The organism is Sphingomonas sp., from assembly GCF_035490575.1.
In the GTDB taxonomy this organism is placed as follows: domain Bacteria; phylum Pseudomonadota; class Alphaproteobacteria; order Sphingomonadales; family Sphingomonadaceae; genus Sphingomonas.
In genome coordinates, this window is record NZ_DATJLI010000009.1 from 1 (window position 1) to 13070 (window position 13070).

Below are 13070 nucleotides of genomic sequence, written 5' to 3' on the forward strand. Positions count from 1 at the left end.
GCCGAGGCCAAGGGCTGGCGCGCACGCGCGGGCGAAGCGGCGCGGCGCATCGCCGACCTCGACAAACGCGCCGCCGAGATCGCGCGCGACCGCGCGAAGCTGACCCACCGCCCCGCCGCGCTGCTCGCCGCACAGAGCGCGGCCGAGACCGAAGCGCTCGGGCTGCGCGAGGATGCCGAGCGGCTCGCCGGAGTGGAACGCGCGACGGAAACGGCCTTGCGCCACGCCGAGCACGCCGCGCGCGCCGCGGCGGAGACGCTGGCCGAAGCGCGCGAAATCCGCGCGGGTGCCGCGGCGCGCGCCGAAAACCAGGACCTGCGCCGTGTCAAGATGAGCCGGGTATCGGGCGAACGTTTCGAATGCCCCCCACCGCTGCTGCCCGAACGCGCGGGCTTCGACGCTGCCGATGTCGGCACGCCCGACAGCGAAAGCACGCGCCACGACCGGCTGGTGGCCGATCGCGAACGGATCGGTCCCGTCAATCTGATCGCCGAAAGCGAACTGGCCGCGCTCGATACCGACCGCTTCAACAATGCGCGCGAGCGGACGGAACTGGGCGAAGCCGTCAACCGGCTGCGCGGTTCGATCGGGACGCTCAATCGGGAGGGGCGACAGCGGCTGCTTGCCGCGTTCGAGGCCGTCGACGGCCATTTCCGCCGGCTGTTCACGACATTGTTCGATGGCGGACAGGCGCATCTGGCGCTGGTCGATTCGGACGATCCGCTGGAAGCGGGGCTTGAGATCATGGCCCAGCCGCCGGGCAAGAAGCTGCAATCGCTAACGCTGTTGTCGGGCGGCGAACAGGCGCTGACGGCAGTCGCGCTGATTTTCGGCCTGTTCCTGACCAACCCCGCGCCGATCTGTGTGCTGGACGAGGTCGACGCGCCGCTGGACGATGCCAATATCGACCGTTTCTGCGACCTGCTCGACCGGATGACGCGCGAGACGCGCACCCGTTACCTGATCGTCACGCACAATGCCGCGACGATGAGCCGGATGCACCGCCTGTTCGGCGTGACGATGGTGGAACGCGGCGTCAGCCGTCTGGTCAGCGTCGATCTGGGCGCCGCCGAAGGCCTGCTGGCGGCGGAGTGATGGGCGGCCGGTCCGCCTTTTGAAAAAGACGGATTGGCTCGTGGCGTGCCGGACGCCCTCACTCCGATATGGCGCGCAGGATTGCTCGTTCGACGGGCGAATAGTCGCCATCCGCTCGACACAACGACAGCGGCACGCGCGGCATCAGGGGCGGTTGTGCCAGAAAACGTGGCTGCTTGCCGCGATGCCGTTGTGCGGCGTGCACCAGGAAGGGATGGCACAGGTAAACCGTCCCCGCTTTCCCGACCACAAGGCGCTCCTCGCGATGCTCGGATTCGGAAAATCCGGTCGCGGCGAGTTCGCGTAAGGTCAACCCGACCTCACCCGCCGGTGCCAGGCGCTTGGCGATGTCGATATGGGAACCGATCCGGATCCGCGTCGGCGCGTCATCCGCACCGACATCGGAAAACAGGAACAGCATCAGCAAGGCACGACCCTTGCTGCCGATATTTGCCCGCCATTCCATGAAATCGGGATGGTCATATCCAAAACTGACATCGATATGCCAACCGTCGTCGCCAGGCGCTTCGTTCGACGGGAAGCGAATCGGGAACGTGCCGATGCTGTCGCGCGGCAACCAGCGGCCGATCCCGACCAGCTGGTCGAATGCCCGGTACAGTTTCAGCGAATTCGCGGCCTCCCGAAACGGCGCCTGCCCGAACTGGTCCAGACGCACGACCGGTCTGGTCCATGTCGAACGGTCATTTGGATCACATCCAGTTGCTTTCCACAGGATTGCACGCGCCTGTTCGGCCGTGCCTTCGGCAAATGCGTCGTCGATGCGAACAAACCCGTCGCGGATGAACGCGTCGATATCATCTGCGCCGAGCGCAGTTGGTGATACGGTTTTCATATTGCCCCTCAAATTGCGCGAGTCACCGGGCGGCAAAGCCGCCGGATAAGACCGGAACCGTCCGCTCAGATCAGCGGAAAGGCCGACGCGCGATTGAGAGTGATGAACGTCATATCGCCAACATAACCCGGCGCAGCGTTCGTGCAATACCGCAGCGCGCGACATGGCTGAGGTAGAAACGAGATCGGACGGCGGGCCGTCGCCCAAACCCTCACCCCGGCATGTCCCCGGTCGCGCGCGGCGTGGGCTGGGGGGCGGAGCGGTCGATGCGGCAGGCGCGGATGTTTGAGGGGTCGGGGCGCGGGCCTTCGGCGCGGAAGGCGGCAAGGTAGCCGCCCGCCGACGGCATTTCCTCACGCCGGACCAGCTTGTAGCCGACGGCTGCGAATTCGCATTCGAGCAGCGCGGGCGGCGTGCCGTGATTTTCGGTCGCGCGGTCGGCGTCGACGACGATCACTTCGCCGCCCTCACGCAGCGATGGCCGCATCCGCCACAGAAACTCATATGGCTCGGCGATCTCGTGATACATATGGACCAGCAGGATGCGGTCGAAGCTGTTGTCGGGAAGGCGCGGGTCCTGGGGCAGGCCCAGCCGGACACTGACGTTGTCCAGCCGTTCGCGCGCAACGCGCCGCGCCAGTTCATCGCGGGTGGCGGGCATGATATCCTCGGCCAGCACGCGGCCATTTTCGCCGACGCGGGCGGCGAGGCGGACGGTATAATAACCCTCCCCCGCGCCGATATCGGCGATGGTCATGCCCGGCCGGATACCCGCCTTGTCCATCACCGTGCCGGCTTCGTTCAGCCGGTCGCGCGCTTCCTCGGTCGACCAGCGGCTCGACACGATCGTGGCGATCGGGCGGTCGGCGGCGGGGAAGCTGCCATCGACCTGTTCGATCGCCTGATTGGCGGCGGGCGTCCTGACGGGTGCCTCGCACGATGCGACGGCCAGCGCGAGCGCCGGCATCACCAACATCGGCATCGGCGCCCCCCGCATCCTCAATCCACGTCCTCCACCTCGACCTTTTCGCCAGTCACGCGCTGCGACAACGCGGCGGCCATGAACGGGTCGAGTTCGCCGTCTAGCACGTCCGACGGCGCGGTCGAAGTCACCCCGGTGCGAAGATCCTTCACCAGCTGATAGGGTTGCAGCACATAGGAGCGGATCTGGTGGCCCCAGCCGATTTCGGTCTTGGCCGAATAATCGCTCATCGCCGCGGCTTCGCGTTTTTGCAGCTCGGCTTCATACAGGCGGGCGCGCAACATGCCCATCGCGGTCGCGCGGTTCTTGTGCTGCGAACGGTCGTTCTGGCTGGCGACGATGATGCCCGACGGAACGTGGGTGATGCGAACCGCCGAATCGGTGGTGTTGACGTGCTGCCCACCCGCACCCGACGCGCGATAGGTGTCGATCTTGAGGTCGCTTTCGTTGACCTCGATGTCGATCGAATCGTCGATCACCGGATAGACCCATACCGACGAAAAGCTGGTGTGGCGCCGCGCCGAGCTGTCATAGGGGCTGATGCGGACCAGCCGGTGCACGCCGCTTTCGGTCTTGGCATAACCATAGGCGTTCTCGCCCTTGAGCAGCAACGTCGCCGACTTGATGCCCGCCTGTTCCCCGGCATGATAGTCGACCAGTTCGACCTTCATGCCCTTTCGCTCGGCCCAGCGCATATACATGCGCTGCAACATCTCGGCCCAGTCCTGGCTTTCGGTGCCGCCGGCGCCGGCATGGACTTCGAGAAAGGCGTCATTGGCATCGGCTTCTCCGGCCAGCAGCGCCTTGATCTTGTCCTCCTCGGCCCGCGCGGCGAGTGCCTTGAGACCGGCGACGCCCTCGTCGGCCATTTCGGCATCGCCCTCGGCATCGGCCATGTCGATCAGTTCGGCGGTGTCGGCCAGTTCCTGTTCGATGGCGCGCGTCGCACCGATGGCGGCATCCAGCCGCTGGCGCTCGCGCATCACTTCCTGCGCCTGCCTGGGATTGTCCCACAGGGTCGGGTCCTCGACCCGCGCGTTCAGCTCGTCGAGGCGGCGCAGCGCGCGGTCCCAGTCGAGGAAGCGGCGCAGCAGCTCAAGTGCGGCGTTGATCTGATCGGCGTAAGCCTGCGCTTCGGCGCGCATGGGAACTCTCCAAGGGTCCAGGAAACGGGGGGCCGCGCGTCACAGCGGCGATGGTCTGCGGCGGCGTTAGTAAATCCCGCCCTCCCTTTGCAAGAAATCGCTGTCGGTGGCGCGTTGCTGCTGCTGGCGCGCGCGCGCCGCTTCCGACGCCGCTTTGGCCTTGGCCTCTGCCGCTGCCTTGGCCTCGGCCTCGCGGTTGCGCCGCTGGCGAGCGGGCGCGATCTCCGGCTTAAACGCTTCCCAGATGACCGGCGCCAGCGGTTCGCCGCTCGGCCAGCCGCCGCTCACCGGGCGACCCGAGCGGCGGTCGATCCGCACCATGCGCGTGCCCGGCGGCGCTCTGAAGGGCAGCACTTCCATCCCCTCCCACGCCTGGGCCGCGAACGCCTTGAAGATCGGCGCGGCCACCGTGCCGCCCTGGGCATAGCCGCCCAGGCTGCGCGGCTGGTCGAAGCCCAGATACAGGCCGGCGATCATCTGGGGGGCGCCGCCCACGAACCACACATCGGTCGGGCCGGACGATGTGCCCGTCTTGCCCATGATCGGGCGCTTCAGGTCGCGCAGCGTCGTCGCGGTGCCGCGTTCGATCACGCCCTCCATCACATGCACCATCTGATAGGCGCTGATCGGGTCGACCAGCTGGCGCGCGCGGATGCGCGGGCGTGGCATCGGCTTGCCATCCCAATCGGGCGCGTTGCAACGGTCGCAAGGGCGCCAGCGTTCGGGCCAGATCACTTCGCCGCGCCGGTTCTGGACGAAATCGATGACGCTGGGCGTCAGTTCGCGGCCGTTATTGGCCAGGATGGAATAGGCGTTGACCATCCGTTCCACCGTCGTCTCACCGGCACCCAGCGCGAACGACAGATAGGGCGGATATTTCTCGTCACTGATGCCGACGCGCTGCATCAGGCCGACGACCTTGTCCATGCCGGTCTTGTTCGCGGCCTGCACGGTCATCAGGTTGCGCGACTGTTCCAGGCCCCAGCGGATCGTGCGCGGCCCGGCGCCGCGCGAATTGCCGAAATTGCGAAAGCACTTCTGGCCCAGTCGCGCGCCCTGATAGACGCAGAACGGCCCGTCGACGATGATCGAGGCCGGGGTCAGCCCGTTTTCGAACGCGGCGGTATAGACGATCGGCTTGATCGTCGAACCGGGCTGGCGCATCGCCTGTGTCGCGCGATTGAAGCTGTCGATCCGCGATTCGAAACCGCCCTGCATGGCAAGGATGCGGCCCGTGCGCGGGTCTTGGACCACCATGCCGCCCGACACGGCCGGCACGCTTCTGAGCGCCCAGCGATCGCCATCCGGCGCGACCGCGATCACGTCACCGGCCTTGAGCGCGGCAAAGGCGGTGCCGCCCTTGCCCCGAACGGGCATCTGCGCGCCGCTGCGCGGCAGCGTGCCGGTTTCGCCGTCCGCAAAACCGATCTCGGCACTGTCGCTGCCGCGTGCGATCACGACGGCGGCGCGCCAGTCGTCATATTCGAGCGCCATGTTGCTCGCCGCCAGCGGTCCTCGCCAGCCATCGGCTACATCGAGCGTCTCGATCGGTCCCGACCAGCCGCGCCCCGCATCGAAACGCAGCAGCCCGCGACGCAGCGCAGCGGTGGCGTGTTGCTGAACCGCCGGATCGAGCGAGGTGCGAACCCACAGGCCACCGTCATAGACGCTATGCGGACCATCGGCCGCCTTTTCCCCGAACCGGCCGATCAGGCGGCGGCGCACTTCCTCGACGAAATAGCCGGCATTCGATTGCAGCGTGTCGGGCCGCTGGTCGATCAGGCCAAGCGGCAGCGCCTGTGCGCGCGCGGCCTGTGCCTCGCTCACGAAGCGGTTGCGCGCCATTTCGGACAGCACCCAGTTGCGCCGTTCCATCGCCCGGTCGGCGTTGCGCGCCCGGCCATAGGCTTCGGGCGCCTTGGGCAACGTGGCCAGGAACGCCATTTCCTGTAGCGCGAGCTGGTCGACATCCTTGTTGAAATAGGCGCGCGCCGCCGCCTGCACGCCGAAACTGCGGCGGCCCATCGGGATGCCGTTCAGATAGAGTTCCAGAATCTGCGCCTTGGACAGCGTGTTCTCGATCCGATACGCCAGGATCATCTCGCGGATTTTGCGCGAGGGCGAATATTCGTTGCCGATTAACAGGTTCTTGGCGACTTGTTGGGTGATGGTCGACCCGCCACGCGCACGCTCACCCGTGCCCATCTTGCTCGCATAATCGACCACCGCGCCCGCAAGGCCGGGGATGTCGACGCCGTGATGCTCGAAAAACGTCCGGTCCTCGGCCGCCAGGAATGCGCGCACCAGCAGCGGCGGAAACTCGGCATAGTCCAGTTCGACGCGGTGTTCGCGCGCATAACGATGGATGGGGCTGCCATCGCCCGAACGAATCGTCGTCGGCAAGGGCGGTTCATAAGCCTTGAGCGCATCGACGCTGGGCAGGTCGCGGGCAAAGACCGCCCAACCGGCGATCGCGCCGATGCCCGCCAGCAGCGCCGCCCATGCGATCAGCCGGAACCACCAGCGACGCCGGATTGCCGCGAAGCGCGCGCGCGCGCCTTCGCCCTGCCCGCGCTGGAGCGTGAAATCAACCGAGTTCGCGTCTGAATCCGCCATTGGGCGCGCGGTTTAGAACATGGTGCGCCGGTTGGGAATGCCGCCCACGACCAATCGAGGCTTGGTCGGATGTCCCGAGCCGGTTGCCGCACCGGCCCGCACCCCCACTAAGCATGTTGATGGGACGCCGGGCGGGGGCGCGGGCCGGCCCCGCCTCAACAATTCCGAGACGCTTACCGCGACGCCAACCGGCGGGCGAAATAGATTTCGGTCGCGCGCGACACGCTTTCGGCGACCTTTTTGCGGCCGTCCTTCGAACCCAGGAACTCGGCATCATTCTTGTTCGAGATATAGCCGGTTTCGAACAGGACCGACGGCATGTCAGGCGCTTTCAGCACCACCAGCGACGCCATACGGTGGAACTGGTTCTTGGTCGGCATCAGCGGCCGTGCCTCACGCCCGAGCAGGCGCGCGAAATTGGCCGAGCGGTTCATGGTCTCACGCTGCGCCAGGTCGATCAGCAGTGACGAGATATCGTTCGACTGGTCACCCAGATTGATGCCAGCGATGATATCGGCCTTGTTCTCGCGCGCGGCCAGCCGTGCGGCTTCCTTGTCGGACGCGATTTCGGACAGAGTATAGGCGGTCGCGCCCGTTGCCATCGGATTGCCCGCGCTGTCGCAATGGACCGATATGAACAGGTCCGCCCCCAATCGACGGGCAATGCCATAACGTTCCTGCAGGATCAGGAACCGGTCGTCCTCCCGCGTCAGCGCAACCCGCACGCGCCCCGATTCGAGCAACCGGTCCTTGATCGCCAGCGCGGTCTTGAGCGTGATTTCCTTTTCCTGAAGCTCGGCATCGGGATTGATCGCGCCGGGGTCCTTGCCGCCATGCCCGGCATCGATCACCACCAGCGGACGGCTGGGATCATCACCATAGATGCGCGGCAGCTTCGGGGCCTTGCGCGCGGGCGGCACCGCCATGCTGACGCGGCCCTGACCCCGATCGCGCGAACGCACCGGCACCGGCGCGTCGAACCCCGGCAGCGCCAGTCGACCCGCCGCCGCGGCGCGCGCGAAACGGGCACCGTCCACCCGCTTGAGCACCAGCGTCAGCGTGCCCCGTCCGGCATCGAAGCGCCCCTCGCGCACGATCGTGGGCCGGTCGAGATCGAATACCAGCCGCGCGCCGCCCGCCATCGCGCCCTGGCGCACGCGCGCGACCGGACCGCCGGGCGATACGCGCGCGCCAGGCGAAGCACCGGCGATATCGAGGGCGATCCGTCGCGGCGAGTCGAGCACGAAGGTCGACGCCCCCGCCACCGCGCCGTCGAGCGTCACCGTGATCGCTTCATCGGCCACGCGCACATCGGCGACATCGCCCGCCCACGCCGGGACGCCGCCCAACCATGTCACCAAAAGCGCGACGATCCACGACACATGGCCGCTATGCCGCGCCCTGCGCGCGGTGGTCCAGTCAAAACGCATAACCCTGCTGCCCCGATACTCGCTGCCATCATCAGCTATCGCAGGGCCGCTTCCCCGATGGTGAAAGGTTAGGGTTAATTTCGCGTTTGGCCTGTTTTTGCCGGCAAAGGCGGCAGAAACGCGCCGGTTGAAGCGCGGCGCAGGCAGTGCTAGGTCGAGTATATCGGCCGCTGTAGCGTCGCTCGCGATGTGAAAGCCGGGGCCGATGACATTCGTTCGGAACGACGCGCAAGCGGATCGTGCCGAACACGCACAGGTTGACGCTGCACATGAGGCCTATCCCCGTATTCCGCCAACCCGCCGCCCCAAAGGGCGCGCGTGTGGCGACGGGAGTGCCGGGCAAATGCCCCGGCCCGAACATGGCAGCAGAGGCATTTCATCCACATCGAATGACCGGCAACGCGAATCGCGGGCCGGCCAATCCATCGCATCGGCCACCGCCCGGCATGTCCGGCGTGCGGCGGCCGCGGAGAGTTTTTAATGGCAACACGTATGCTGATCGACGCACGGCACCGGGAAGAAACCCGTGTCGCCGTCGTCAAGGGTAACCGGATCGAGGAGTTCGACTTCGAATCGGCCGAGCGCAAGCAGCTCAAAGGGAATATCTATCTCGCCAAGGTAACACGCGTCGAACCGTCGCTGCAGGCGGCGTTCGTCGACTATGGCGGCAATCGCCACGGCTTCCTGGCGTTCAGTGAAATCCACCCCGATTACTATCAGATCCCCAAGGAGGATCGCGACGCCCTGCTCGCCGAAGAGGCCGAGCACGCGGCCGAGGAAGCGGCTCTGCGCGCCGCCGAGGATCATGACGACGATGATGACGGCGACGTCGAACTGGTCGAACGCCCCAGCGACGAAGAAGAAGAAGCCGAATCCGGCGAAGGCGAAGGTTCGCGCCGCAAGAAGGGCAATGGCGAAGACCCGGCAGAGGCGCTGCGCCAGCGCCGCATGAACCTGCGCCGCCGCTACAAGATCCAGGACGTGATCCGCCGCCGCCAGGTGCTGCTGGTTCAGGTCGTCAAGGAAGAGCGCGGCAACAAGGGCGCGGCGCTGACCACCTATCTGTCGCTGGCGGGCCGTTACTGCGTGCTGATGCCCAACACCGCGCATGGCGGTGGCATTTCGCGCAAGATCTCGTCGGCTGCCGACCGCAAGCGGTTGAAGGCAATCATGGCCGACATGAAGCTGCCCTCGACCATGGGCTGCATCGTGCGAACCGCCGGGCTGCAACGCACCAAGGTCGAGATCAAGCGCGACTTCGACTATCTGGCGCGGCTGTGGGACGGCATTCGCGAAAACACGCTGAAATCGGCCGCACCCGCGCTGGTCTATGGCGACAGCGACCTGCTGAAACGCGCCATCCGCGATATCTATAATCGTGAGATCGACGAGGTGATCGTCGAGGGCGAGGACGGCTATCGCCAGGCCAAGGACTTCATGAAGCTGCTGATGCCCAGCCATGCGCGCCGGGTGAAGCAATATGCCGACGCGGTGCCGCTGTTCCAGCGGTTCAGCGTCGAGGACCAGCTGGCGGCGATGTATCACCCCGTCGTCCAGTTGAAATCGGGTGGTTATCTGGTCATCAACCCGACCGAGGCGCTGGTATCGATCGACATCAATTCGGGCCGGTCGACGCGCGAGCATAATATCGAGCAGACCGCGACCGCCACCAACCTTGAAGCGGCGCATGAAATCGCCCGCCAGCTTCGCCTGCGCGACATGGCGGGACTGGTCGTCATCGACTTTATCGACATGGACCATTCGTCCAACGTCCGTAAGGTCGAAAAGGCGATGAAGGAGGCGCTCAAGAACGATCGCGCGCGCATCCAGGTCGGCCGCATCAGCGCATTCGGCCTGATGGAAATGAGCCGCCAGCGCCTTCGCACCGGCGTGCTTGAGGCATCGACGCGCACCTGCCCGCATTGCGAGGGCACGGGCCTGGTCCGCACCGCATCGTCGGCGGGCCTGTCGGCGCTTCGCATGATCGAGGAAGAGGCCGCACGCGGCCGCGGGTCGCAACTGCTGCTGCGCGCCAGCCAGGAAGCGGCCTTCTATGTCCTGAACCGCAAGCGCGCCGACATTGCCGAGATCGAGGATCGCTATGGCGTGACGGTCGAGGTTGCGGCCGATGGCGAGATGGAAGGCGCGCGGATGTCGGTCGAAGCGGGTGGCCCGCCGCCCGCGCACGCACCGCGCATCGATCCGATCATCGAGGAACCCGACGAGCCGGAGATCGAAGAGATCGACGAGCTTGAGGACGAGGAAGAAGCGGTCGAGGCCGATGGCGCGGGCGAGGAACCGCGCCGTGAACGCGCCGAGGAAGGCGACGGCAATGGCCGCCGCAAGCGACGCCGCCGCCGGGGCCGCCGGGGCCGCAATCGCGACCGTGAAGACGGTGGCGAGGAAACGCGCGCCGAGGACGAGGCCGACGGCACGGACGACGATCGCGACCGCGCGGGGGAAGCGGAAGCCGAAAACGACTCAGCGACCGACGGTGAGCCGAAGCGCGAGAGCAATGGCGAGCCGGGTGAACGCCGCAAGCGCCGCCGTCGAGGGCGCCGTGGTGGCCGCCGCGATGAACTGCCCGCTGTCGAGGGCAATGAAAGCGAAGCCGAGCCGGTCATTTCGGCCGAGCCTTTGGCCGAAGACGCCGCCATGGCTGAGCCGCTGGCCGCCGAGCCGGCCAGCGAAAGCGCAGGTGACGCGACGGCCGAGAAGCCCAAGGCCAAGCGCACGCGCCGCAAAAAGGCGGACGCCCCTGCAACCGCCCAAGAGGCAGCCCCGGTCGAGACGCCCGTGGCAGCAGCCGAGCTGGAAGCAGCACCCGCCAAGCCCAAGCGCACGCGGCGCAAAAAGGCGGATGTCGCGGCCGAACTGGCGGTGGGCGAAGCCGCTGCTCCCGAAGCAGAAGCAGAAGCAGAAGCGCCCAAGCCAAAGCGGACGCGGCGCAAAAAGGCTGACGCGACACCGGTCGCCGAATCCGAGACGGCACCGGCCAGCGCCGAACCGCCCGTCGCTGTCACGATCCCCCAGCCGGTGGTGACGCCACCGGTGGCCGCGGTCGAGGCAGTCGACAGCGACGCCGCCCAACCCGGCGAAGGTGGCGAAGCTGAAGGTGAGGGTCAGCCGCGTCGTGGCTGGTGGCAGCGCACCTTTGGCACCTGATCGCCGCACCGCATGAAAAAAGGGGGTCGGACGGCAACGTCCGGCCCCTTTTCATGTCTGCTCAATCCAGAAACGGTGCTGCGACCGCTGCCGGCACGCGCATCAGCCGGCCACTCGCGCGTTCGATCAACGCCCAGGTCGTTCGCGCCTCTACCCGCACCCGCCCGTCGTCCCCGATGAAGCGCATCAACCGGTCGAACCGCGCCCCGCGCGGCGCTTCGGCCACCCAGGTTTCAGCCGTCACCATCTCGCCCGCGCGGACATTGCCGCGATAGTCGATCTCGTGCCTCGTCACGACCCAGATATAGCGTTCGACATGATCGGGTGGCGCCACCGATCGCCAATGCGCGACGGCGACGTCCTGAATCCACTGCACCCAGACCGCATTGTTGACATGGCCGAGTTCGTCGATGTCGGCTTCGCCCGCGACGATCTCGCGGCGAAAGGGGGTCATCGCGCGCGCGCCTCGCACTGCACCGGCTTCTCACCCGGCAACGTGATGGTCGCCTGATCGCCCTTGCCGCGCAGTTCGACACCCTCGCCCCGATACCAGATGCCCGACGCGGCGCGCACCTGTTCCAGCGTGCCAAACTTCTGATAGCCCCGCCGCAACATGGCGGTTTCAGCCCGATTGTCGAACCGCGCGATGATCCGCGCGCCGTTCGCGCAGTCATATCGCGCGATGACGATTGCCGGTGCGTCGGTGGCGGGCGCCTTTTGCGCGGGATCGGCCGCGTCGCCGGACTCGGTCTTGGGCAGGATTTCCGCCCCGGCAATGCGCCATTGGCGCTGCGCGGGCGTCGCGCCCTCGATATCGCCGGTGCGGTGCAGCGTCACGATGCCGCGCCGCTCGAACTGCTCTTCGCCCTCCTTCAACCGGCCGGATACCCGCACGGGCACTTCGACATAACGCTGCCCCGCGCCCGCGTTGATGTGGTCGGGGATGCCGACCTCGACACCGAACTCGGAAAAGCGCTCGAACCGTTCGGCAAAGGCCTCGGGCGACAGACCTGAGGCCGATCCGCCATCGTCCCACATCGCGCGGGCAGCGGCAAAGTCGCGCTTGGCGATGCGGGCATAATAGTGCCGGACCAATCGTGCCGCGGCATCGCGCCCCGGTTCGGGCGACGGGCTGGCGACGGGGCGGCTGCGATCGGGGTTGGGCGGCGCATCGATGCCCGGCATCGCCGCATCCTCGGCGGCGAGATTGGCCGGCGGCTCCGGCAAGGGGGCGAGCGCCGTATTTTCCGCAAGCGCCGCTTCCTCGTTCATGGGCATCAGCGCGCCGCCGGCGGTGGACGCGGTATTACCCGCCGGGTCGCCCTCCCCCGGCGCCCCCCCGCAAGCGGTGAGGGTCAGGGGAAGGGCAAGGGCGAACGCGCGCATTCTGGTCATGGGCGGCAACCTGCCCACCCCGCCATGGCAGCGTCAAGGTTCGATCGAAACGCGCTCGCCATCATCAAGGTCGTCGTCGCCGTCCTCGCTCTCGGTCGCATCGTCGTCGAAATCGGCCTGCGCCTCGTCTTCTTCAATGTCGTCTTCATCCAGGTCGGCATCGTCGTCCGTCTCGCCGATCTCGTCATCGACCATCAGGATTTCGTCTTCTTCCTCGTCGCTGTCGTCATCGCCCAGGTCGGGGGACAGGTCGGTCAGGACCGTGCCGTCACTCGGCCCGTCACGCGTGGCTTCCAGGATTTCGGCGCGCTGGCTCTCGTCATAGCCTTCTTCTTCGTAACCGTCGTCGTTAGGACCCTGTTCGGGCACGCGATGTCCGCCCATGTCGA

10 protein-coding genes are annotated in these 13070 nt (G+C 66.8%); 2 read left to right on the top strand and 8 right to left on the bottom strand.

Annotation, left to right across the window (positions count from 1 at the left end):
* Window positions 1–1095, top strand: a 1095-nt coding sequence (locus tag VL973_RS00430) for a coiled-coil domain-containing protein (RefSeq protein WP_475526482.1), incomplete at its 5' end; no start/stop codon positions are given.
* A 58-nt stretch (window positions 1096–1153) separates the two neighbouring features.
* Here the strand turns inward: VL973_RS00430 and VL973_RS00435 are convergent.
* The 5 genes from VL973_RS00435 to VL973_RS00455 form a co-directional block, all read right to left on the bottom strand.
* Window positions 1154–2155 (bottom strand): phytanoyl-CoA dioxygenase family protein, encoded by a 1002-nt coding sequence (locus VL973_RS00435; RefSeq protein WP_325282064.1) that lies wholly within the window; start codon window positions 2153–2155, stop codon window positions 1154–1156.
* Window positions 2156–2159: 4 nt separating this feature from the next.
* Entirely contained in the window at window positions 2160–2930 is a 771-nt protein-coding gene (locus VL973_RS00440; RefSeq protein ID WP_325282065.1) for a class I SAM-dependent methyltransferase, read from the bottom strand.
* A gap of 17 nt (window positions 2931–2947) precedes the next feature.
* Window positions 2948–4075: a peptide chain release factor 2 gene (prfB, locus tag VL973_RS00445; protein WP_325282066.1), complete on the bottom strand. Its 1128-nt coding sequence runs from the start codon at window positions 4073–4075 to the stop codon at window positions 2948–2950.
* 66 nt (window positions 4076–4141) lie between these two features.
* On the bottom strand, window positions 4142–6691 hold the full coding sequence (locus tag VL973_RS00450) for a penicillin-binding protein 1A (protein ID WP_325282067.1): 2550 nt from the start codon (window positions 6689–6691) through the stop codon (window positions 4142–4144).
* A 173-nt stretch (window positions 6692–6864) separates the two neighbouring features.
* Window positions 6865–8121, bottom strand: coding sequence for an N-acetylmuramoyl-L-alanine amidase (locus VL973_RS00455; protein ID WP_325282068.1), 1257 nt, complete (start codon window positions 8119–8121; stop codon window positions 6865–6867).
* A 492-nt stretch (window positions 8122–8613) separates the two neighbouring features.
* On the opposite strand from VL973_RS00455, the gene VL973_RS00460 reads away from it, so the two are divergent.
* A complete protein-coding gene (locus VL973_RS00460; protein ID WP_325282085.1) occupies window positions 8614–11286 on the top strand; it encodes an Rne/Rng family ribonuclease in 2673 nt (890 codons plus the stop codon).
* Between the two features lie 61 nt (window positions 11287–11347).
* Here VL973_RS00460 and VL973_RS00465 read toward each other — a convergent pair whose 3' ends face one another.
* From VL973_RS00465 to VL973_RS00475, 3 genes are read right to left on the bottom strand one after another with little or no spacing between them, the layout of a single operon-like run.
* Entirely contained in the window at window positions 11348–11740 is a 393-nt protein-coding gene (locus VL973_RS00465) for an acyl-CoA thioesterase (RefSeq protein WP_325282069.1), read from the bottom strand.
* Complete coding sequence (locus tag VL973_RS00470; protein ID WP_325282070.1) at window positions 11737–12681, bottom strand: MliC family protein; 945 nt, start codon at window positions 12679–12681, stop codon at window positions 11737–11739. Before VL973_RS00470 ends, VL973_RS00465 begins: the two co-directional genes overlap by 4 nt.
* A 33-nt stretch (window positions 12682–12714) precedes the next feature.
* Window positions 12715–13065, bottom strand: coding sequence for a DNA primase (locus tag VL973_RS00475; protein WP_325282071.1), 351 nt, complete (start codon window positions 13063–13065; stop codon window positions 12715–12717).
* Between the last annotated feature and the right edge of the window lie 5 nt (window positions 13066–13070).

What these genes read in the sequence shown, in the direction of transcription:
- VL973_RS00440 (WP_325282065.1), bottom strand. Translation starts at nt 2,930, where the DNA reads ATGCCGATGTTGGTGATGCCGGCGCTCGCGCTGGCCGTCGCATCGTGC.
- prfB (WP_325282066.1), bottom strand. Translation starts at nt 4,075, where the DNA reads ATGCGCGCCGAAGCGCAGGCTTACGCCGATCAGATCAACGCCGCACTT.
- VL973_RS00450 (WP_325282067.1), bottom strand. Translation starts at nt 6,691, where the DNA reads ATGGCGGATTCAGACGCGAACTCGGTTGATTTCACGCTCCAGCGCGGG.
- VL973_RS00455 (WP_325282068.1), bottom strand. Translation starts at nt 8,121, where the DNA reads ATGCGTTTTGACTGGACCACCGCGCGCAGGGCGCGGCATAGCGGCCAT.
- VL973_RS00460 (WP_325282085.1), top strand. Translation starts at nt 8,614, where the DNA reads ATGCTGATCGACGCACGGCACCGGGAAGAAACCCGTGTCGCCGTCGTC.
- VL973_RS00465 (WP_325282069.1), bottom strand. Translation starts at nt 11,740, where the DNA reads ATGACCCCCTTTCGCCGCGAGATCGTCGCGGGCGAAGCCGACATCGAC.
- VL973_RS00470 (WP_325282070.1), bottom strand. Translation starts at nt 12,681, where the DNA reads ATGACCAGAATGCGCGCGTTCGCCCTTGCCCTTCCCCTGACCCTCACC.
- VL973_RS00475 (WP_325282071.1), bottom strand. Translation starts at nt 13,065, where the DNA reads ATGGGCGGACATCGCGTGCCCGAACAGGGTCCTAACGACGACGGTTAC.